This window comes from Clavibacter nebraskensis NCPPB 2581 (genome assembly GCF_000355695.1).
Classification (GTDB): Bacteria; Actinomycetota; Actinomycetes; order Actinomycetales; family Microbacteriaceae; genus Clavibacter; species Clavibacter nebraskensis.
On sequence record NC_020891.1, the window covers coordinates 658806 to 679914 of the forward strand.

A 21109-nucleotide genomic window follows, 5' to 3' on the forward strand; every position below is an offset into this window, starting at 1 on the left:
GCTCATGCCTCCACGGCGGTGCCGAAGCGCGCGGGGAGCGTGGCGCGGTGGACCCCGCGCAGCTCGTCCACGGACAGGGTGAAGAGACCCTGCAGCTCGAGGCCGGGCGCCTGCGCGTCCGTCACCCCGATGCGGAGCACAGGGTAGCCGCGCCCCTCGCAGAGGCCCTGGAACTTGACGTCGTCCTCGCGCGGCACCGTGACGAGCATGCGGCCGGTGGACTCGGAGAAGAGCGCGGTCGCCTGGTCGACGCCGTCGCGCTGGACGATGCCGTCGAGCCACACGCGGGCGCCGACGCCGAAGCGCATCACGGACTCCGCGAGCGCCTGGCCGAGGCCGCCGTCCGAGAGGTCGTGCGCGCTCGCGATGAGCGACTGCGTGGCGCCTGCGGCGATGAGCGAGGCGAGGTCCTTCTCGGCGGCGAGGTCGACGACGGGCGGGACGCCGCCGAGGTGGTCGTGCACGGTGCCGGCCCAGGCGGATCCGTCGAGCTCCTCGCGCGTGACGCCGAGCAGGTAGATGTTGTCGCCCTCGTCCTGCCAGCCGGAGGGGATGCGGCGCGCGACGTCGTCGATCACGCCGAGCACGCCCACGACGGGCGTGGGGTGGATGGCCTGCGTGCCCGTCTGGTTGTAGAGGGAGACGTTGCCGCCCGTGACGGGGATCTCGAGCTCGAGGCAGCCGTCCGCGAGGCCCTCCACCGTGCGGCTGAACTGCCACATGACTTCGGGGTCCTCGGGGCTGCCGAAGTTGAGGCAGTCGCTCACGGCGACGGGCGTGGCGCCGGATGCGGCGACGTTGCGGTACGCCTCCGCGAGGGCGAGCTGCGCGCCGCGGTACGGGTCGAGCTGGCAGAAGCGGCCGTTCGCGTCGGTCGCGACCGAGAAGCCGAGGCCGCTCTCCTCGTCGACGCGGACCATGCCCGCGTCGTCGGGGAAGGACAGGGCCGTGTTGCCCATGACATAGCGGTCGTACTGGTCGGTGATCCACGACGCGTCGGCGAGGTTCGGGCTGCCAAGGAGCTGCAGGAACTGGTCCTTGATCTCCTCCGGCGAGGTGGGCCGGGCGAGGCGCGACGCGGAGTCGGCCTGGAGGGCGTCGATCCACGCGGGGTAGGCGACGGGCCGGTCGTAGACGGGGCCGTCGACCGCGACCGTGCGCGGCTCCACGTCGACGATGCGCTCGCCGTGGTGGTCGATGACGAGGCGGCCCGTGTCGGTGACCTCGCCGAGCACGCTGGTCTCGACGTCCCACTTGCGGACGACCTCGAGGAAGCCCTCGAGCTTCTCCGGCGTGACGACCGCCATCATGCGCTCCTGGCTCTCCGACATGAGGATCTCCTCGGCCGTGAGCGACGGGTCGCGCAGCAGCACCTCCTCGAGCCGGATGTGCATGCCGCCGTCGCCGTTGGACGCGAGCTCGCTCGTGGCGCAGGAGATGCCCGCGGCGCCGAGGTCCTGGATCCCTTCGACGAGGTCCTTCGCGAACAGCTCGAGGCAGCACTCGATGAGCACCTTCTCCGCGAACGGGTCGCCGACCTGCACCGCGGGGCGCTTCGTCGGGCCGCCGTCGGCGAAGGTGTCGCTCGCGAGGATGGACGCGCCGCCGATGCCGTCGCCGCCCGTGCGGGCGCCGAACAGCACGACCTTGTTGCCCACACCGCGCGCGTTGGCGAGGTGGAGGTCCTCGTGGCGGAGGACGCCGACCGCGAGCGCGTTGACGAGCGGGTTGCCCTGGTAGACGCGGTCGAAGTAGGTCTCGCCGCCGATGTTCGGGAGCCCCAGGCAGTTGCCGTAGAAGCTGATGCCCGCGACCACGCCGTGCACGACGCGCGCGGTGTCCGGGTCGTCGATGTCGCCGAAGCGCAGCGCGTCCATGACGGCGACCGGGCGCGCGCCCATCGAGATGATGTCGCGGACGATGCCGCCGACGCCCGTAGCCGCGCCCTGGAACGGCTCGATGTAGGACGGGTGGTTGTGGCTCTCGATCTTGAAGGTGACGGCCCAGCCCTCGCCCACGTCGACGACGCCCGCGTTCTCGCCCATGCCGACCATGAGGTCCTTCTTCATGGACTCGGAGACCTTCTGGCCGAACTGGCGCAGGTACTTCTTCGAGGACTTGTAGGAGCAGTGCTCGCTCCACATGACCGAGTACATGGCGAGCTCGCCGCTCGTGGGGCGGCGGCCGAGGATCTCGCGGATCTTGAGGTACTCGCCCTCCGTGAGCCCGAGCGCCGCGTACGGCTGCTCCTTCTCGGGGGTGCGCTCGGCCATCTCGACGGTGTCGGCGACGTGGCGGCGGTTGCTGCGTCCCTCTCCCGCGGGGTCGGTGGGGACGGAAGCGGGATCGGGGTGGACGCTCACTGCGCGAGGACTCCTTCGAGGACGGACGTGAAGAGACGGAGGCCGTCGACACCGGAGCGCATGGCGGCCGGGGTGTCCGGTCCGAAGCCCTCCTCGACGGCGTGCTCGGGGTGGGGCATGAGGCCGACGACGTTGCCGCGGGCGTTGGTGATCCCGGCGATGTCGCGCAGGGATCCGTTCGGGTTGCCGCCGAGGTAGCGGAAGGCCACGCGGCCCTCGCCCTCGAGGCGGTCGAGCGTGTCGGCGTCGGCGATGAAGCCGCCCTCGCCGTTCTTGAGCGGGATGGTGATCTCCTCGCCCTCGGTGAACGCGTTCGTCCACGCGGTGCCGGTGGCCTCGACGCGGAGGCGCTGGTCGCGGCAGACGAAGTTGCCGGCCTCGTTGCGGATCAGCCCGCCGGGCAGCAGGTGCGCCTCGGTGAGCATCTGGAAGCCGTTGCAGATGCCGAGCACGGGGACGCCGCGCTCGGCCGCGTCCACGACCTCGCGCATGATCGGCGCGAAGGCCGCGATGGCGCCCGCCCGCAGGTAGTCGCCGTAGCTGAAGCCGCCGGGGAGCACGATCGCGTCGACGCCCTGGAGATCGTGGTCGCCATGCCAGAGCGCGACGGGGGTGGCGCCCGCGAGACGGACGGCGCGCTGCGCGTCGCGGTCGTCGAGGGATCCCGGGAAGGTGATGACCCCGACGCGCATCAGCGCTGCTCCGCCGCGGCGGAACCGTGGGGGAGCGGGTGCGCGGCGACGTCGGTGTCGGCCGTGCCGCCGTCGGCGACGGTGTGGTCGTCGGTGACGTTGCCGGTGGACATGTCGGCCTCGGCGCTGATGCCGAAGCCGTCGAGCCCGGCGACGTGGACGCTGATGACGTCCTCGATGACGGAGTTGGACAGCATGTCGGCGGCGAGGGTCTGGACGTCGGCGAGCAGCGCGTCGTCCACCTCGCCCTCGACGGTGAGCTCGAAGCGCTTCCCGATGCGGACGCCGGTGAAGCGGTCCTTGCCGAGGCGGGCCAGGGCGCCGGCCACGGCCTTCCCCTGGGGGTCGAGCAGCTCGGCCTTGGGCATCACTTCGACGACGATCGTGGGCACGATGGATCTCCGGCTTCCTGCAGGCGGGTGGATGCGCTCAGCGTACCGGACGGCCGCGCCCCGCCGGGATGGGCCGGCGGGGCGGGCGCGGGACGGTCGCCGGTCGGGCGCGGGTCGGGATCAGCCGATCGCCTCGGGGAGCAGCTCCACGCGGTAGGCGGCGTCGATGGTCTCGCCCGTGGCGGGATCCTCGAGCTGCACGCGCCAGCGGGACGCGAACTGGTCGACGCCCGGGACCATGGCGACCGTGCCCGAGATGAGCACCGTGCCGGGCACGCGGAGGCCGCGCTGCTCGAGCACCTCGAGCCAGTGGTCGGGCGTGAGGAGCGCGGCGAGCGTGGAGTCCTGGATGAGCTCCTCGGCGCCCTCCTCGCCGACCCAGCCGCGCAGGCGGATCGCGTCGAGGCGGTCGCGCACGTCGGCGAGGCGCCATGCCTTGCGTCCCAGGACGTCGGGTCCGGCGTTCTTGCTCCACGCGACGCCGTGCACCTCGAGCGCGCGGTCGGTGTGGTCGCACGCGACGGTGAGGAGCACGTCGTCGTCGGTGATCACGAGGGCCCACTCGGCCTCGCCCGAGGTGCGGCCGTGCTGCGCGGGGACGGTCGCGGCCTGCGACGCGAGGTACGGCGCGACGGGGTAGAGCGCGGGCGTGGTCTCGGGCCCGGGCACGCCGAGCTCGGCCAGCTCGTCGATGTGCGCCTGCACCTCGGCCTGGTCGCGGCCCGCGTAGCCGGCGTTGAGGAGCGACACGACCTCGACGCTCGGGGTGGATCCGTCGGGCAGCTGGAAGCGCAGGGTGGTCATCGGTCCTCCGGTGGTGTTTCGAGCGTGTGAAGAAATGCGGATCCGGGTGTCCCGGCCATGGTGCCGGGGCTCCGGTATGCCTACTGTATACAGCACACCGACCGGACGCCGGGCGGGATCCGATCGCCGGATCCTCCAGCCCGGCTCCCTCACCCGAGGAGCCCCATGGCCGACGAACCCACCGCCTCCCCGGCGGCGACCGCGCCCGCATCCGGCGCGCACGCGGCACCCGCCGCGACCGAGAAGCCCACCCGCCGCGAGCTCGTCAAGGCGTTCACCGCGAGCCTCACCGGCACCTCGCTCGAGTGGTACGACTTCGCCGTCTACTCGGCGGCCAGCGCCGTCGTGTTCCCCGTCGTGTTCTTCCCCGCTTCGGACCCCTACACGGCGACGATCCTCGCGTTCTCCACCTACGCGGTCGGCTACGTCTCGCGCCCCGTCGGCGGGTTCGTCTTCGGGCGGCTCGGCGACAAGATCGGCCGGAAGCCGGTCCTCGTGCTCACGCTGCTGCTCATCGGCATCGCGACCTTCCTCATCGGCGTGCTGCCGGGCTACGCGACCATCGGGCTCGCGGCGCCGATCATCCTCGTGCTCCTCCGCTTCGCGCAGGGCGTGGGCGTCGGCGGCGAGTGGGGCGGCGCGGTGCTGCTCTCGAGCGAGTTCGGGGATCCACGGAAGAGGGGCTTCTGGTCGTCGGCCGCGCAGGTCGGCCCGCCCGCGGGCAACCTGCTCGCCAACGGCGCGCTCGCGCTGCTCACGGTGCTGCTCACCGAGGAGGACTTCCTCGCCTGGGGCTGGCGCGTGGCCTTCCTCCTCTCGGCGCTGCTCGTGGCGTTCGGCCTCTGGATCCGCCTGAAGCTCGAGGACACCCCCGTGTTCAAGGCGCTGCAGGAGCGCGGCGACCGGCCGAGCGCGCCCATCTCGGAGATCTTCCGCACCCAGACCCGCCCGCTCGTCGCGGCGATCCTCTCCCGCGTCGGACCCGACGTCCTCTACGCGCTCTTCACCGTCTTCACGCTCACCTACGGCGTGAACACGCTCGGCTTCGAGCGCTCGCAGGTGCTCGTGGCGGTGCTCGTGGGATCCGCCGTGCAGCTGTTCACGATCCCGTTCGCGGGCGCCGTGAGCGACCGGATCAACCGCCGGGCGCTCTACGCGGCCGCCGCTCTGGGCGCGGCCGTCTGGGCGTACGTCTTCTTCGCGATCACCGACGGCTCGTCGACCTTCGTGCTCGGCGTGGGCATCGTGCTGGGCCTCTTCTTCCACTCCTTCATGTACGGGCCGCAGGCGGCGTACATCATCGAGCAGTTCTCGCCGCGCCTCCGCTACACGGGCGCCTCGCTCGCGTACACGATCGCCGGCGTGATCGGCGGGGCCATCGCGCCGCTGATGTTCACGATCATCTACGAGGAGACCGGCAGCTGGGTCGGCATCGCGCTGTACCTCACGGCCGCGGTCGTGCTCACGCTCGTGGGCCTCGCCATGGGCCGCGACTCGGACGTGTCCGAGGACGAGGAGTACGTGCGCACGGGCGCCGAGGGCGTGGCGGCGCCGGTCACCGCGGGCTGACCCGAGGGATCCGGCTCACTCGGCGGCGTCGACGGTCCCCGGCCGTCGGCGCCGTCCTCGTCGTGAGGGGTGTTTCGGGCGCGTGAAGAGTCTGTTGCCGATCGCGGACGGGGCTCGTCCCGTCGTCGCGCGCCGCATACCTTCTCCCTCACCCGGGCCGGGCATCCGGTCCGCCCGCCTCCCCGGCGGCACCGCCCCCGTCGCCGCCGTGCGCTCCCGAGAGGACACCGTGACCCGCTCGCTCCCCGACGATCCCGCCCCCGTCCGCAGCGTCCACTCCTTCGACGCCTCCACGGGCGTGCCGCCGCAGGTCGGCCCCTTCGCGCATGCCACCCGCTGGGGCGACACGCTCTACGTGACCGGGCAGATGCCGACGGATCCCGCGACCGGCGAGCTCGTGGCCGGCGGCCTCGTGGCCGAGACCCGGCAGGTGCTCGCGAACCTCACGGCCGTGATCGCCCAGTTCGGCGCCACGCTCGACGACGCGCTCATGGTGCGCGTGTACCTCACCGACTTCGGCGACTTCGACCGCTTCAACGCGGAGTACCGCTCCTGGTTCGCGGGGTCCCTGCCGAGCCGCACCTGCGTGGGCGTCACGGGGCTCGCGGTCGGCGCGACCGTGGAGATCGACCTGGTTGTCGGGATCCCGGGCGGGGGCACGCGATGAGCGGCGCCGTCCTGCAGCCCGGCACCGGACCGGTCCTCGGGCGGCACCACCTGCCGTCGCGGGCGGACGAGATCCGCTGGGGGTGGCTGCCGACCGAGGCGAGCCGCGCCGCGCTGACGGTCGCGTCGGGGGAGACCGTGACGATCGACACCGTCAGCCACGAGGGGATCCTCGACGACCAGGGCCGGGATCCCGTCGCCTACCTCGCCCAGTTCGGCGTCGGGCGCGACCGCGTGCTCGACGACGCCGTGGAGATCGCGGCGAGCGGGATCCCGAACACGGAGGCGGACGGCCCGCACGTGGTCACGGGTCCCGTGGGCGTCCGGGGTGCGCGACCCGGCGACGTGCTGCGCGTCGACGTGCTGGACCTGGCGCCCCGCGTGCCCTACGGCTTCATCAGCAACCGGCACGGCTTCGGCGCGCTCGCCGGGGAGATGCCGGCCGACCCGCACTCGCTGGCCACGCGCGACGTCGACACGATCATCACGGGCGGATCCGTCAGCCACTTCGCCTGGGTCGAGGAGCGAGCCGGACGCCCCGTCGGCGTGATCCACGCGGGCGACGCCCGCACGCTCGCCTTCCCGCTCGCGCCGTTCCTCGGCCTCATGGCGGTGGCGACGCCCGGGTCCGACGCGCACCACTCGGTGCCGCCGGGCCGCTTCGGCGGCAACATCGACGTGAAGCACGCGATCGCCGGGTCGACCCTCTACCTGCCCGTGCTCGCCGACGAGGCCCTCTTCTCCACGGGCGACCCGCACTTCGCGCAGGGCAACGGCGAGGTCGCGCTCACCGCGTTCGAGGCGCCGCTGCGGGCGACCCTCCGGCTCACGACCCTCTCGGGCGCCGAGGCGCGGCGCGCGACGGGCGGCCTCGCGGAACCGGTGCTCGAGAACGCGACCCACTGGATCCCCACGGGCATGGACGTGGACCTCGACGTCGCGATGCGGAACGCCGCGCGCAACGCGGTCGACTTCCTCGCGACGCGCTTCGACCTCCCGCGCTCGGTGGCGCTCGCCTACCTCTCGGCGGCGGGCGACTTCGAGGTGTCGCAGGTCGTGGACCAGGTGAAGGGCGTGCACTGCATGATCCGCAAGGCGGACTTCGCGGCCTGGCACTGAGGCGCGCGGTGGAGGGTCGGGCGGATCCGCGTCAGGTGCGCAGCAGCACGTCGAGCGTGACGGCGAGGTGACGGTCGATCGCGTCGCGGGCCGCCTCGGCGTCGCCCGCGGCCAGCGCGTCGACGATGCCGGCGTGCTCCTCGCAGACCCGGTCCTGCCGGTCGGTGGCGCGGTAGAGCGCCTCGACGCCGACGAGGATCTGCCGCGCGCGGAGCTTCGCGTACGTGCGGCTCATGAGCTCGCTGCCCGCGGCGTCGACGAGGAGCTGGTGGAAGCGGCGGTCGTGCTCGATGAACTCCCGGCCGCTCTCGCGCGGCGGCGTCGCGACCATCGCGCGCTGCTGCTCGAGCACCTCGCGCATGGCGTCGAGCGGCGTGCGGTCGTGCTCGACGGCGCTCGTGGCGGCGTGCCGCTCGAGGACGCCGCGCAGCTCCATCAGTTCGGCGATCTGGCGGCCGGTGATGACGGGGATCCGGGCGCCGCGCTTCGGGATCATCTCCACCAGGTCGTCGGCGGCGAGCAGCAGCAGCGCCTCCCGGACGGGCGTGCGCGAGACGCCGATGCGCTCCGCGAGCTCCTGCTCGTTGAGGAACGCGCCCTGCTGGTCCGGGTCGGTAAGGACGTGCGCGTGCAGGAACTCGTAGGCCCGCTCGCGGCCGGAGAGGGCGCTCGCCGAGGTGCCTGGATCGCCCGCCTGTTCTCGCATACGATATGTATACATCACGAGGAGGACCATGAAGATCGCGCTCGCCCAGATCATCAGCTCGCCCGATCCCGCAGAGAACCTGGCACGGATCACCGCGTTCGCGGAGGACGCCGCGCGGCAGGGCGCCGAGCTCGTGGTGTTCCCGGAGGCGGCGCAGCGCGCGTTCGGGAACCCGCTGCCGGAGATCGCCGAGCCGCTGGACGGGCCGTGGGCCTCCGGGGTGCGGGCGATCGCCGACCGGCTCGGCGTGACGATCGTCGCGGGGATGTTCACGCCCGGCGCCGACGGGCGCGTGCGCAACACGCTCCTGGTGGCCCGGCCCGCGGGAGCGCCGGCCGCGGGTGCCTCCTCGTACGACAAGATCCACCTCTTCGACGCGTTCGGGTTCCGCGAGTCCGACACCGTCGACCCGGGCGAGGACGTCGCCGTGATCGAGGTCGCCGGCACGCGCGCATCCCTCGCCACCTGCTACGACGTGCGCTTCCCCACGCTGTTCCTGGCGGGCGCCGACCGCGGCGCCGTCGTCAGCATCGTCTGCGCGAGCTGGGGCGCGGGCCCCGGCAAGGCCGACCAGTGGGACCTCCTGCTGCGGGCCCGCGCGCTCGACTCCACGACCTTCGTGGTCGCGGTCGGCCAGGGCGACCCCGCGACGCTGCCCGCCGGATCCCGCGGCCACGACCCCGCGAGCGGCGCGCCCACGGGCATCGGCCGCAGCGCCGTGATCTCCCCGCTGGGCGAGGTGCTGCACCGCCTCGGCGGCGAGGAGGAGCTGCTCGTCGTGGACGTCGACCCGTCGGCCGTGGAGGCCGCGCGCGGCACGCTGCCCGTGCTCGCGAACCGGCGCCGGGGGCTCGAGCAGGCGGTCTGACGCCCACCGCGGATCGGTTCCCCGCGACCGCTCCGCCTCCCGCTCAGCCGGGCGCCGGGCCCGCCGGCGCCCCGCGGCTGCGCACGCGCGACGCCCGCAGCGCCGCCGCGGCGGGGAGGCCGACCGCGCCCAGCGCGCCGACGAGCGCGAGGACGCCCCAGCTGCCCGCGGTGCCGACCGCGGCCACCGCGGCCCCGGACACGGCGGGCGTGATCGCCGCGGTGAGCCCCCAGGACGAGCCCACCATCCCGAGTGCCGCCACGTGGTCGGCGGCGGGGACGCGGGCGAGGATGGTCGGCACCATGCCCGCCGTCACGAGCAGCTCGCACGCCGTCCAGCCGACGCCGAACGCGAGCCAGCTGTCGGTCGCGGCCGTCGCGACCGCGGTGAGCGCGCCCGCGGCGAAGCCGGCCACGAGGTAGGCCGGCGCCCGCTCGTCGCGCACCACGCGGAGCAGGAGCGGCTGCAGGCCGATGAGCAGCACGACGTTGGTCAGCGCGGCGTACACGTACGACCCCGGCGTGGCCGTCGTCAGCGCGAACTGGATCGCGAGGCCCTGCATCAGCGCCGTCCCGGCCAGGGCGACGAGGAGCGACGAGCCCAGGCGGCGGATCGCGGACGGCGACCCGCCGCCGGCCGGTTCGGGGTCGCCCGCCGCACCCGGGGCGGAGCGCGGCACGAGCAGCGCCACGACGAGCAGCAGCGCGCCCTCGACGAGCATCAGGGGCCCGTAGCCGATCCCGGCCGCCGTGACGAGGCCGGCCACGCCCGTCGCGACCACGCTGCCCACGTTCGCCGTCCAGGAGATCGCGGACTGCGTGCGCGCCTGCCGGTCCCCGTCCACCTGCACCGTGATGAGCGTGCCGATGAGCGAGCGCGCCAGCCCCGCCGCCCCGCCCACCACGAGCATGACCGCGGCCAGCAGGAGGGCGGATCCCCCCACCGCGGCGGGCAGGACGAGGAGCGCGGCGCCGTCGAGCGCCAGCGTGCCGATCAGCAGGGGACGCAGCGCGCGGCGCGGCGCGAGGAGCCCGGCCGCGGCGGGGAGCACGACGGATCCGACGCCGGCCGCCGTGAGGATCAGCGCGACCTCGCTCGTCGTGTAAAGCTCGCGGAACCACACGACCGCGACGATCGACGTGAAGCCCGCCGCTCGCACGAGCACGAGGAGCGCGAGCAGGCGGCGCGGCAGCCGCGTCACGCGCGGGCCCCCGCGCCGACGACCCAGGCGACGAGGGCGTCGAGCCGCGCGCGGTCGGTTCCCGCGGCCACGGCGTCGAGCCCGCCGCGGTCCGGCGCGGCGAGCAGCGACCGGGTGAGCCCGCCGAGGTCGAGGGCCGCGAGCTGCGCCGCCGTCCGCCGCCCGGCGGCGGGGTCCGCGTCGGGCCCGGGCATCGCGTCCGCGTCCGGGCCCGCGCATCCGGCCAGCGCGGCCACGCGCGGCGCCTCCCGGGACCCGAGCGCCGCGAGGTCGCGGAGCAGCAGCGACGCGTCGCGGCGGGCCAGCGCGAGGCGCAGGATCCCCCAGCGCACCGCGGTCGGCCCGTGCCGCTCGACGAGCGCCGACGCGGTGATCCCCGCGGCCGCCGCCTCCCGCGGGGACCGCCCCTCCACGCGCAGGTGGTGGTGCACGTGGAGCACGTCGGCGGTCGGCGCGTCGAGCGCCTGGCACAGGAGCGGCACGAGGGTGAGGTGCAGGTTGAGCAGGCCCTTGCCGAGCACCTGGATCCGCGTCGCCGCCTCCGCCCACCCCGCGTCGGGCCGCGGCGCCAGGTAGCTCGCCGCCGCCACGAACCCCGAGTGGATCACCTGTCCGGGGTCGCCCGGCACGGGCACGCCGTGCCCGCCCGTGCGGGACGCCGACCGCGAGACGCTGAGCGTCGCGGGCGGGGCCGCGCTCGCGCGCCCGAGGGCCGCGGCCGGGCCCCGGAGGTCGACGCGCGCGCGGAACGCGGCGATCCCCTCGGCGAACGGCGCGACGCGGAGGAACCAGTTCGGCTCGCCGTCGCCCGGGGGCGCCGGGCTCCCGCACCCCGCGCAGGCGGAGGTGGCGGAGGCGTCCGGCAGGGCCCCGCACCGGGAGCATCGGGGCCGGGCGTGCACCCCGCGCTCGAGCGCGCCCCGCGCCGCGAGCGCGTCCCACGCGGCACGGGCGTAGTCGGCGACCGCGGGCTGCGCCGTGGATCCCACGACGACGTCCCCGCCGGCCACGGACCGCGCGAGGGCCCCGAGGTGCGCGAGCGGCGGAGGCGGTCCGCCCGCGAGCGCGGGGATGCTGTGCTCGTCGCGCGTGGCGACCACCGCGGGGGCCCGGCCCCCCGGGCCCCCGCCGAGGATCGCCCCGAGGGCCCCCGCGACGACGAGGTCCGTCGCCCAGCCCGCGTGGTCGTAGGAGTGCGCGGACGCGGGCGGGACGGTGATGACGGCGCCCGGCCCCATCAGTATAGCGCGTTGCCGATGTAATTGGGCAGCGCCTGCAGCCGGCGCTCGAGGTCGTCGAGGTCGGCCGGGTACTCCTCTCTATAGCGCTGCGTGATGCGGTCGACGCCGTGCCAGTCCCGCGGCGGGCCGTCGGGGGAGTAGCGGTCGGCGACCTCGGAGTAGAGGGGCGTGCCCGGCCGGAGGAACAGCTGGTTGAGGCCGAAGTAGCCGGGGATGGTCGCCGCCCAGTCGACGATCTCGCCCGACTGGCACGTCGGGTCGTCGGGCAGCCCGAGCAGCACGAAGGCGAACGGCGTGATCCCGGCGTCCGCCAGCCGCTCGACGGCGAGCTGGATCTTCTCCGCCGGGATCCGCTTGCCCACGCCCGTCTCGCTCACCGCCGGCGACTCGGCACCGAGCCACATGCCGCGGCACCCGGCCTCCGCCCACGCCTCGACGTCGGTGCGGAGCACCACCTCCGTGCGCGTCTGCCCGGTCCAGCTCACCCCGCGGCCGGTCAGCCGCTCGCAGAGCTCGGTGTAGAAGGTCTTGTGCAGGCCGAAGACGTAGTCGAGGAAGAACACGTCCGAGACGCCGCGCGCGGTCTGCTGCTCGATGGAGGCGAGCGTGGTCTCCACCGGCTCGGCGCGCATCCGCGTCCCGAAGGGCAGGTGGCAGAACGTGCACCCGTAGGTGCAGCCGCGGACCCCGAGGGCGATGCCGCACGTGCTGCGGTGCAGGGATCCGTCGGTGAAGGTCTCGGCCGTGTAGAGGGAGGGGTCGATGAGCTCGTAGTCGGGCACCGGCATCTCCTCGGGGCCGAGCGGCGGGAAGACGCCGGAGAAGGGGAGCACGCGCGACAGCGGGGTGCCACCCGCCTCGAGCAGGCGGACGGCGCCGATCGCGGCGGCGTCGGACTCGCCGCGGGCGACGAAGTCGACCCCGAGGTCGTCCAGGGTGGCCTGCGGCAGCTGCGTGCCGTGCGGGCCGACGGCGATCACGTCGGCCGCGGGCCAGCGCTCGCGGAGGCCGGCGACGCAGGCCCGGACGGGCGACAGGTCGAGCGGGTAGCACTGGGCGCGGTCGGCGATGGCGGTGACGACCACGACGTGGTCCGGATCGGTCCCTGCGGGCGGTTCGTCGGCGACGCGCTGGTCCCAGATGACCACGTCGTGCCCGGACCGCTCGAGCACGGTGGCGGCGATGAGGGCGTCGAGGGGGTGCTGGAGGAAGTCGCGGGAGAACTCATCCTCGACGATGGCGAAGGCGGTGGACGGCATGGTGGATCCCTTCCTAGAGAGGTGCGTTGGTGTCGTTCAGGTGCTGCTGGAGGCGGTCGATCAGGTCGACGGTGCGGAGGGAGCCGGCGTCGAGGCGCGGGGGCGACGCCGCCCGGGGGTCGGCGAGGAAGGCGCGGAGCTGGACCACGTGCGGGGCGAGCCAGTCCGACGGCGCGGTCGTCGCGGGTCCCTCGCGGGCGTACAGGCCCGCGTCGGGGACCTGCTCGGGCGACGGCGCGAGGTCGAGCACGGCCGTCTCCGACTCGAGCACGACCGAGCCGGCCGTGCCGTCGAACGCCAGCCGTGGCGCGCGGCCCGGGAACGCCTCCGTCGTGTACCGCACCGTGGTGAGGCAGCCCGACGCGTGCTCGAGCGCGGCGGTGAAGGCGCCCTGCCGCATGCCGGGGCCGCGGCAGGGCGCCCGGGACGCCGTGACGGAGATCCGGTCGACGGGTCCCAGGCACCAGACCGCGAGGTCCAGCTGGTGGTACGCGAGGTTCCACAGCTCGTGGGTCGTGCGTGCGGGCGACGCCCGGAAGTAGGCGTCGGAGCGCCAGAGGGGGAGCTCGACGAGGGCCGTGCGGATCCGGCCGAGGTCGCCCGCGCGGATCCTCTCCCGGACGCGCCGTACGTCGTCGACCCGGCGCAGCTGGCTGATCACCTGCAGGGTGCGCCCGGCGGCCGCCGCGTGCCGGTCGAGCGCCCGGGCGCCCGCGGCCGTGAGCGCGGCCGGCTTCTCCACGAGCACGTGCGTGCCCCGGTCGAGCGCGCGGTGGGCGAGCTCCTCGTGGGTGTCGGGCGGGGTCGCGATGAGGACGGCGTCGAGCGAGGCGTCGTCGAGCACGGCGTCGGGGGAGGCCGCCTCGTCGCGCGGGTCGAGCGGCCGCCAGCCCGGCGGGAGCCGGCGCGCGCCGATCCGCAGTCGGCCCACGAGGGGCGCGAGCGCGGGATCCGTGCGGAGGAGCCGGTGGTACGTCGCGCCCATCGCCCCGAGGCCGACGAGCCCGACGTCCCGGGCCGTCACGGGCGGGACCCGGCGTCGCCGCCGACGACCGGCACGGCGCGCGAGCCGAGCAGCAGGCGCGTGTGCTCGATCATGTCGAGGTCGACGTCGATGCGGCGCGGGCGTCGCGTGACCAGGCGCAGCAGCGCGTCCCGCATCGACACCCGCAGCGGGTCGTCCGGGATCGTCCGCACGCGCCGGCCGTCGGGCGTCTCGTGCACGAGCAGCGCGGTCTGCGCGCTCGGGAACGTCCGCTCGTCGGCGTACGAGGGCGCGAGCCACAGCGTGATCCGCTCCCGCCCGTCCGACAGCCGCACCACCCGGTGGTTGGCCGGGTCGCACGCCGGGTCGTCGTCGGGCTCGAGCGGGACCGAGGGGGACGCCCCCGCGATGCGGCTGTGGAGCACGAGGTCCCGTCCGTCGGCGCACACGGCGGCGAACCGCGCCTCGACGAGGGACCCGCCCTCGTCGACGAGCTCGAGGCGCCGGGCGTCCGGATCGGTCGGCACGAGGTCGTCCCGGCTCGCGCCCAGCGCCCGGGCGATCGCGTAGAGGTGCGGCCACTCGTAGCCGAGCACCCCCGCGATCCGGTCGGTGAAGCGACCGCGGGCCTCGTCGGGCCGCCGGTCCTTGACGAAGCTCACGGTGAGCGCGTGCCGCGGGCGGATCCGCGCCTCGTGCCCGAGGGCCCGGATCGCGACGCTGTCCTGGTACTGCGACGCCACCTCGAGCACGACCCCGGGGTGCTCCGCGATCAGCGCCCGCAGCGCGTCCAGCTGCTCGGGCGAGCAGACGGGCTTCTCCACGAGCACGGCCGCGTCGGGGCATCGCGCGACGATCTCCCGGAGCCGGTCGAGGTGCGTCGCGGTCGGCGTCGCGATGATCCAGACGGCCGTGTCCGCGGGGGCGCCCGCGAGATCGGGGGAGGTCGGCCAGGGCACGGCGCGCGGGTCGAGGCGCGGATCCACGATCGTGACCTCGTGCCCCATGCGGTCGAGGAGGGACGCGCGCAGCAGGCCGATCCGCCCGCCGCCCACCACGGTGACGCGCACGCTCACGCGCCCCGACGGAAGTGGTGCTCGTAGTACCTCTCGTAGACGCCGGAGGTGCGCACCCACCCGTCGACGTCCGCGAGCGGCACGGGCGCGCCGGGCCGGGCCTCGACGCGCTCCATGAGGCGGCCGAGGACGATCCACGTGGCCGCGCGGTACATGTCGTACCCGCCGTTCGGGATCCCCTCGAAGCGGTGCAGGTTGAACGACCGGCCGTCGCCGAGCACGACGGGACCGTCGTCCGGCCCGTCCGCGAGCGCCGACAGGTCGGCGGTCGCGAACGCGGTCACGTAGGAGGTCCGCGGCAGCGCCCGGAGCGTCGCCGCGTCGGCGATGGGCTCGCCCGTGCTGGAGACGAGCAGCGTGGGCGCCATCGCGACGGCCTCGCCGATGGACGGGGTCGTCTCGAAGCCGTCCTCGGCCGCAGCGATGAGCTGGAGGTGGTCGGTGTCGACCACGACCACGCGGCAGCCGAGGGCGCGGAGCCCGCGGGCGATGCGCGCGCCGAGCGAGCCGAAGCCGACGCTCACGACGCGCATCCCGATGAGCTTCTCGCCGCGGAGCGCCTCGCGCAGCCGGCGGATGCAAGAGTCGGCGATCTCGTTGTAGCCGATGCGCTGCTTCACCTCGGACCGCGCCATGTTCGCCACCGGCAGGTCGCGCGCGAGCGGGCTGCGGGCGAGGCGCTTGAGCCCGCTCACGGTCAGCTCGACCGCGGCATCCGGGCGCTGCTGGAGCACGGACCGTCCGTCGGCGCCGGTGAGGCCGAGCAGCCCGCCGTCGTCGATCATCACCACCCGCTGGCCGGATCCGTGCGCGTCGGCGACGAACCGGTCGACGGCGCGGGCGGACTCCTCCGCGCGCGCGGCCTCGGCGCCCGACGCCGTGCCGTCGACGGCGGCGTTGTCGAGCTTCCGCACGTCCACGCCGTGCGCGCGCAGGGTCGCGGCGATGCGCGCCCGGTTGAGCGTGCGGTCGCCCTTGTCGAGCACCATCACCTCCTCGGGCGCGATGCCCGCGGCGAGCAGCGCGCGCACGAAGCCGAGCGAGTTCTCCACGAGGTGGTCGCGGAAGACGATCCGCCAGCCGCCCGGCGCGATCGGGTGGGTGCGGGCGGCCCAGTCGAGGACCGGCATGGCGGCGGACAGCGTGGCCTGCTCCTCCTCGGACAGGCGCCGGTCGTGCCGCTCGACGGCGTCGCGGAGGAGCTCCGCGACCTCCGGGTCGTCCGCCCGGACGATCGCGTGGAAAGCCCGGCTCCGCGGGTTCGCCGGGAGGAGGGAGCGCGGGGCGACGCCGCCGAGGTGGATCCCGACGTGGACGCGACCGCCCGTCGGATCCGTCCACGATCGCTGGCGGAGGTCGGCGTCGTCGTCGTCCGGCGCTGCCGGACGATCGGGGTCGGGGAGCAGGCCCAGCTGATGTGCCGTCGCGTCGAGCGCGGCCATCAGGGGGCGGGGATCGGCGACGCCGGCGATGCTGCGATCGCGGGCCGTCGCGGGAGCGGTTCCTGCAGGTGACGTGGTCGAGAGCATGTTCACGTTACGTGACGGTAGGTCCCCGTCCAGCCCGGCGGAACCGGCTCCGGCTCGATTTGCGCGAACTCTTTGTGGGCCCTAGTATGCGCGGGCCCGGCCTCCGAGATGACCGGGCCCGCAGGTGCGCGACGGGGTCAGCGCCCGACGGGGCCCATGTCCGCGTAGCGGTCGCCGACGGGCGTCGGCAGCGACGAGAGGCGCGCGAGCTGCTCGGCGCTGAGCGTCACGGCGTCCGCCGCCACGTTCTCGTCGAGGCGCGTCACGCGCTTCGTGCCGGGGATCACGGCGATGTCGTCGCCCTGCGCGAGGATCCACGCGAGCGCCACCTGGGCGGGCGTCACGTCGAGCTCGCCCGCGACGTCCTTCACGGCGTCGACGATGCGCATGTTCTGCGCGAACGCCTCCTCCGCGAAGCGCGGCGACGAGGAGCGGTAGTCGGCCTCGGAGAGGTCGGCGACGCTCGAGATCGCGCCGGTGAGGAAGCCGCGGCCGAGCGGCGAGTACGCGACGAGCCCGATGCCGAGCTCGCGCAGCACGTCGAACACGGGGCCCTCGGGGTCGCGGGTCCAGATGGAGTACTCGCTCTGCAGCACGGAGATCGGGTGCACGGCGTGCGCGCGGCGGATCGTGTCGGGCCCGGCCTCGGAGAGCCCCAGGTGCAGGACCTTGCCCTCGTCGACGAGCTCCTTCATCGCGCCGACGGACTCCTCGATCGGCACGGCCGGGTCGACGCGGTGCTGGTAGAGCACGTCGATGCGGTCGGTCCCGAGGCGCTGCAGCGAGGCCTCGACGGCGATCCGGATGCTCGCGGGCGAGCTGTCCATGCCGCGCTCGTAGTCCTCGGCGTCCTTGCCCGGCGCGTGCTTGAGCAGGCCGAACTTTGTGGCGATCACGACGTCGTCGCGACGGTCCTTCAGCGCGGATCCGACGAGGCGCTCGTTCGTGAACGGCCCGTACGCCTCAGCGGTGTCGAAGAGCGTGACGCCCTGGTCGACCGCGCGGTGGAGGGTGCGGATCGACTCCGCCTCGTCCTGCCCGGCGCCGTCGTAGAAGGCGCTCATGCCCATGCAGCCGAGGCCGATGCGGCCGACGTCGAGGCCCGTGCCGGTGTGGATGTGCTTCATGCGGTGCTCCGTTCTCCTGCGGCCGGATGGGCCGCCTCTCGAGCCTAGGCACGCTCCTGACCGCGACGCGCCGCGTTCACGTCGTGTTTTGAACCACTCAAGGGAACTGTGCTTGACTCGGCGCATGCCCACCGACCACGCGCACCACCACGCGCCGCCCCTCGACGCCGACGCCCTGCGCGTCGCGCTCCGCGAGGCGGGTCTCCGCGTGACCCGGCCGCGCGTGGCCGTCCTCACGGCGGTCGACGCGAATCCGCACTCGGACGCCGACGAGGTGCTCCGGGCGGTCAAGGGCGAGCTGCCCGGCACGAGCATCCAGGCGGTCTACGGCGTGCTCGGCGCGCTGCTGGCCGGCGGGCTCGTGCGCCGCATCGAGCCCGCGGGATCATCCGCGCGCTACGAGCGCCGGACGGGCGACAATCACCATCACCTCGTGTGCACAGGTTGCAGGACGATCGTCGACGTGGATTGCGCGGTGGGGGAGTCCCCCTGCCTCACGCCGTCCGACTCGGCGGGGTTCCTCGTGGCCAGCGCCGAGGTGACGTACTGGGGCCTGTGCCCCGCATGCCGGACCGCAGCCGCGGATCCCGGTTCCACCGTCGCGGCCTAGCGGTCGCCACCGGCCCGCCCCTCGGCCGACCACCCGAGCCAGCACCTCCCCGTACCACCGCTGACAGGAGAAACACCATGACCGACCAGAAGTACACGACCACCGACTCCGGCGCCCCGGTCGCCAGCGACGAGCACTCGCTCTCCGTCGGGCCCGACGGCGCCATCCCGCTGCACGACCACTACCTCGTCGAGAAGCTCGCGCAGTTCAACCGCGAGCGCATCCCGGAGCGCGTCGTCCACGCCAAGGGCGGCGGGGCGTTCGGCACCTTCCGCGTCACGGGCGACGTGAGCGCCTACACGCGCGCCTCCCTCTTCCAGCCCGGCGCCGAGGTCGAGATGCTCGCGCGCTTCTCCACCGTCGCCGGCGAGCAGGGCAGCCCCGACACGTGGCGCGACCCCCGCGGCTTCGCGCTGAAGTTCTACACGGACGAGGGCAACTACGACCTCGTCGGCAACAACACGCCCGTCTTCTTCATCCGCGACGGGATCAAGTTCCCCGACTTCATCCGCTCGCAGAAGCGCCTGCCGGGCTCGCACCTCCGCGACCACGACATGCAGTGGGACTTCTGGACGCTCTCGCCCGAGTCCGCCCACCAGGTCACCTGGCTCATGGGCGACCGCGGCCTGCCCTCCTCGTGGCGCCACATGGACGGCTTCGGCTCGCACACCTACCAGTGGATCAACGCGGCCGGCGAGCGCTTCTGGGTGAAGTACCACTTCAAGACCCAGCAGGGCATCGAGATCCTCAAGCAGGAGCAGGCCGACCAGATCGCCGGAGAGGACGCCGACTTCCACATCCGCGACCTCACCGAGGCGATCGACCGCGGCGACTACCCGGAGTGGAAGCTCGAGGTGCAGATCATGCCCTACGAGGAGGCGAAGTCGTACCGGTTCAACCCGTTCGACCTCACCAAGGTCTGGTCGCAGAAGGACTACCCGCGCATCGAGGTCGGCACCATGACCCTGAACCGCAACCCGGAGAACTACTTCGCGCAGATCGAGCAGGCCGCGTTCGCGCCCTCGAACTTCGTGCCCGGGATCCAGACCAGCCCCGACAAGATGCTCCTCGCCCGCATCTTCAGCTACGCCGACGCGCACCGCTACCGCGTGGGCACCAACCACGCGCAGCTGCCGGTGAACGCGCCGAAGTCGCCCGTGCACAGCTACTCGAAGGACGGCCAGGGGCGCTACACGTTCCAGGACGCCGGCACGCCCGTCTACGCGCCCAACTCGCACGGCGGCGCGCACGCCGACCCGGCTCGTGCCGCGGAGAGCGCCGGCTGGGAGCAGGACGGCGAGCTCGTCCGCGCGGCCGCCACGCTGCACGCCGAGGACGACGACTTCGTCCAGGCCCGCATGCTCGTCAACGAGTCGATGGACGACGCCCAGCGCGAGCGCCTCGTCGGCAACATCGTCGGCCACGTGAGCAAGGTCACGAGGCCCGAGCTCCGCGCCCGCGTCATCCAGTACTGGACGAACGTGGACGGCTGGCTCGGTGCCGCCGTCGCCGCGGGCCTGCCGCCGCTCGCCGGCGACGCGCCGGTCGCCGAGGCCACCCCCGGCCCGACGCGCGACGCCGAGGAGGTCGGCGTCGCGGCCCACTGAGCCGCGGCGGTGATCCGCTGATCGAACGACACGACGCCCGTCCCCTCGGTGAGGGGGCGGGCGTCGTCGTGTGCGGGCCGGACATGCGCACATGTCCGCCGTCCCGTCGGCGCCCCGCTCAGGCGAGGGGCAGCTCCATCTCCAGGTCCTTCTGCGTGCGGTCGAGCGCGTAGGGCACGCTGCGGCCCGTGAGGACGAAGCCGCGGCGCTCGTAGTAGGCGCGGGCGCGCGGGTTGTCCTCGTGCACCTCGAGGCGGAGGGCCCGCGCGTTCGGGCGCTCGCGGGCCCAGGCGATCACGGCGTCGAGGAGCATGTCGGTGACGCCCGCGGCGCGGCCCCGGGCGTCCGGCGTGATGTAGACGCTCACGAGCATCACGACGGCGGGGTCGGTGGCGACGTACGCGTTCATCGCGCCGAGCCAGCGTCCGGTCGTGGGATCCACCGCGGCGTAGGCCGTGTTGCCGGGGCGCGCGGAGCGCAGGGTGCGGGCCTGCCAGTCGGCGTCGGGCCGGGTCAGCGCGCTCTCGAGGGTCTCGAGGTAGGCGAGCGGGGTGTCCTCGAGCATCTCGAGGCGGAGCGTGCGGTACTCGCGCCAGTCCTCCGGCCGCACCCGGCGGATCACGGCGGTGGGCGCGCTCACACCAGCTGCCCGTTCACGTGCAGAGCGCCCGCGGGGAAGGCGTCGGCGGGGGAGGTGACGGGCAGGATCATCCAGCCGTGGTCCTGGTGCACGACCTCGGCGGCGCCGAGCAGGGTGAAGCCGTTGTAGTGGCCGGTGCGGTCGGGGAGCGGGATCCAGCCGTGGCGCTCGTAGTACCCGGTGGTCTCCGCGCCCGTCTCGAGGAGGCCGAACGGGACGGCGAGGCGGGCGAGCGCGCCGCGGATCCCGTCGGCGAGCAGCGTGCCGATGCCCTGCCCCTGCCGCTCCGGGTGCACGGCGACCATGCCGGTGGATCCCATGAGCAGGTCGTCCGCCGGGTCGCCCTGGCCGTCGCCGAGCTCCGCGAACACGCGCCGGAGACCCGCGTGCGCGACGATCTCGTCGCCGTCGTGCACGAGGACCCGCAGCTCGGGCTGCGCGCCCGCCCAGCTGCGCGCGCCCACGTAGCCCGCGGCGAAGTCGGGGAAGGCGAGGGCCAGGAGCGCCGCGATCCGCTCGTGGTCGGCGACGTCGAGCGCGCCCTCGCGGACGACGGAGAGGCGGGGTCCCATGGGTCGAGGCTAGCGGCCGGTCACGCGGGTGTCCGGGCCCGGACCGCGGCCCGGTCGCGCGGCCCGCCCGCCCGTAGGGTGGA

At 74.2% G+C, this 21109-nt stretch carries 19 protein-coding genes and 1 pseudogene; 6 read left to right on the forward strand and 14 right to left on the reverse strand.

Going from position 1 to position 21109, the window contains the following annotated elements:
• Nucleotides 1–2: 2 nt before the first annotated feature.
• The 4 genes and pseudogenes from purL to CMN_RS03295 all read right to left on the reverse strand — a co-directional run bounded on the left by purL (nt 3) and on the right by CMN_RS03295 (nt 4251).
• Nucleotides 3–2363 carry a phosphoribosylformylglycinamidine synthase subunit PurL gene (gene purL, locus CMN_RS03280; RefSeq protein WP_015489432.1) on the reverse strand — a complete coding sequence of 787 codons (2361 nt, stop codon included), beginning with the start codon at nt 2361–2363 and terminating at the stop codon, nt 3–5.
• Nucleotides 2360–3055 (reverse strand): phosphoribosylformylglycinamidine synthase subunit PurQ, encoded by a 696-nt coding sequence (gene purQ, locus CMN_RS03285; RefSeq protein ID WP_015489433.1) that lies wholly within the window; start codon nt 3053–3055, stop codon nt 2360–2362. Before purQ ends, purL begins: the two co-directional genes overlap by 4 nt.
• A 152-nt stretch (nt 3056–3207) precedes the next feature.
• A pseudogene (purS, locus tag CMN_RS15480) lies at nt 3208–3447 on the reverse strand (phosphoribosylformylglycinamidine synthase subunit PurS); the annotation flags it as partial.
• A gap of 120 nt (nt 3448–3567) precedes the next feature.
• Nucleotides 3568–4251: a DUF2848 domain-containing protein gene (locus CMN_RS03295; RefSeq protein WP_015489435.1), complete on the reverse strand. Its 684-nt coding sequence runs from the start codon at nt 4249–4251 to the stop codon at nt 3568–3570.
• A gap of 165 nt (nt 4252–4416) precedes the next feature.
• Between CMN_RS03295 and CMN_RS03300 the strand changes: the two genes are divergently transcribed.
• The 3 genes from CMN_RS03300 to CMN_RS03310 all read left to right on the forward strand — a co-directional run bounded on the left by CMN_RS03300 (nt 4417) and on the right by CMN_RS03310 (nt 7605).
• Complete coding sequence (locus tag CMN_RS03300) at nt 4417–5820, forward strand: MFS transporter (protein ID WP_015489436.1); 1404 nt, start codon at nt 4417–4419, stop codon at nt 5818–5820.
• Between the two features lie 229 nt (nt 5821–6049).
• The gene (locus tag CMN_RS03305) at nt 6050–6487 is read left to right on the forward strand and encodes a RidA family protein (RefSeq protein WP_015489437.1); all 438 of its coding nucleotides are present in this window, start codon (nt 6050–6052) and stop codon (nt 6485–6487) included.
• Nucleotides 6484–7605, forward strand: coding sequence for an acetamidase/formamidase family protein (locus CMN_RS03310; RefSeq protein ID WP_015489438.1), 1122 nt, complete (start codon nt 6484–6486; stop codon nt 7603–7605). Before CMN_RS03305 ends, CMN_RS03310 begins: the two co-directional genes overlap by 4 nt.
• Before the next feature lie 31 nt (nt 7606–7636).
• On the opposite strand, the gene CMN_RS03315 is transcribed toward CMN_RS03310, so the two are convergent.
• Nucleotides 7637–8311 carry a GntR family transcriptional regulator gene (locus CMN_RS03315; protein WP_015489439.1) on the reverse strand — a complete coding sequence of 225 codons (675 nt, stop codon included), beginning with the start codon at nt 8309–8311 and terminating at the stop codon, nt 7637–7639.
• Nucleotides 8312–8339: 28 nt separating this feature from the next.
• Here CMN_RS03315 and CMN_RS03320 point away from each other — a divergent pair, with 28 nt between their 5' ends.
• Nucleotides 8340–9179 (forward strand): carbon-nitrogen hydrolase family protein, encoded by an 840-nt coding sequence (locus CMN_RS03320; protein WP_015489440.1) that lies wholly within the window; start codon nt 8340–8342, stop codon nt 9177–9179.
• Nucleotides 9180–9222: 43 nt separating this feature from the next.
• Here the strand turns inward: CMN_RS03320 and CMN_RS03325 are convergent, their stop codons facing one another.
• From CMN_RS03325 to CMN_RS03355, 7 genes are all read right to left on the reverse strand, one after another.
• Complete coding sequence (locus tag CMN_RS03325; protein WP_015489441.1) at nt 9223–10380, reverse strand: MFS transporter; 1158 nt, start codon at nt 10378–10380, stop codon at nt 9223–9225.
• Complete coding sequence (locus CMN_RS03330) at nt 10377–11618, reverse strand: class I tRNA ligase family protein (protein ID WP_015489442.1); 1242 nt, start codon at nt 11616–11618, stop codon at nt 10377–10379. Before CMN_RS03330 ends, CMN_RS03325 begins: the two co-directional genes overlap by 4 nt.
• Nucleotides 11618–12880, reverse strand: coding sequence for a B12-binding domain-containing radical SAM protein (locus tag CMN_RS03335; protein WP_015489443.1), 1263 nt, complete (start codon nt 12878–12880; stop codon nt 11618–11620). The genes CMN_RS03330 and CMN_RS03335 overlap by 1 nt, the downstream gene beginning before the upstream one ends.
• A gap of 13 nt (nt 12881–12893) precedes the next feature.
• Nucleotides 12894–13904 (reverse strand): Gfo/Idh/MocA family protein, encoded by a 1011-nt coding sequence (locus tag CMN_RS03340; protein WP_015489444.1) that lies wholly within the window; start codon nt 13902–13904, stop codon nt 12894–12896.
• Complete coding sequence (locus tag CMN_RS03345; protein ID WP_227077734.1) at nt 13901–14941, reverse strand: Gfo/Idh/MocA family oxidoreductase; 1041 nt, start codon at nt 14939–14941, stop codon at nt 13901–13903. Before CMN_RS03345 ends, CMN_RS03340 begins: the two co-directional genes overlap by 4 nt.
• Nucleotides 14938–16470 (reverse strand): Rossmann-fold NAD(P)-binding domain-containing protein, encoded by a 1533-nt coding sequence (locus tag CMN_RS03350; RefSeq protein WP_015489446.1) that lies wholly within the window; start codon nt 16468–16470, stop codon nt 14938–14940. The genes CMN_RS03345 and CMN_RS03350 overlap by 4 nt, the downstream gene beginning before the upstream one ends.
• Before the next feature lie 137 nt (nt 16471–16607).
• Nucleotides 16608–17597 carry an aldo/keto reductase gene (locus tag CMN_RS03355; protein ID WP_015489447.1) on the reverse strand — a complete coding sequence of 330 codons (990 nt, stop codon included), beginning with the start codon at nt 17595–17597 and terminating at the stop codon, nt 16608–16610.
• Nucleotides 17598–17721: 124 nt separating this feature from the next.
• Between CMN_RS03355 and CMN_RS03360 the strand changes: the two genes are divergently transcribed.
• Nucleotides 17722–18207 (forward strand): Fur family transcriptional regulator, encoded by a 486-nt coding sequence (locus CMN_RS03360; RefSeq protein WP_015489448.1) that lies wholly within the window; start codon nt 17722–17724, stop codon nt 18205–18207.
• Between the two features lie 77 nt (nt 18208–18284).
• Nucleotides 18285–19814 carry a catalase gene (locus CMN_RS03365; protein ID WP_015489449.1) on the forward strand — a complete coding sequence of 510 codons (1530 nt, stop codon included), beginning with the start codon at nt 18285–18287 and terminating at the stop codon, nt 19812–19814.
• A 118-nt stretch (nt 19815–19932) separates the two neighbouring features.
• On the opposite strand, the gene CMN_RS03370 is transcribed toward CMN_RS03365, so the two are convergent.
• Together CMN_RS03370 and CMN_RS03375 are read right to left on the reverse strand one after the other, a co-directional pair.
• Entirely contained in the window at nt 19933–20454 is a 522-nt protein-coding gene (locus CMN_RS03370) for a GNAT family N-acetyltransferase (RefSeq protein ID WP_015489450.1), read from the reverse strand.
• Entirely contained in the window at nt 20451–21026 is a 576-nt protein-coding gene (locus CMN_RS03375; RefSeq protein WP_015489451.1) for a GNAT family N-acetyltransferase, read from the reverse strand. The genes CMN_RS03370 and CMN_RS03375 overlap by 4 nt, the downstream gene beginning before the upstream one ends.
• Nucleotides 21027–21109: the final 83 nt, after the last annotated feature.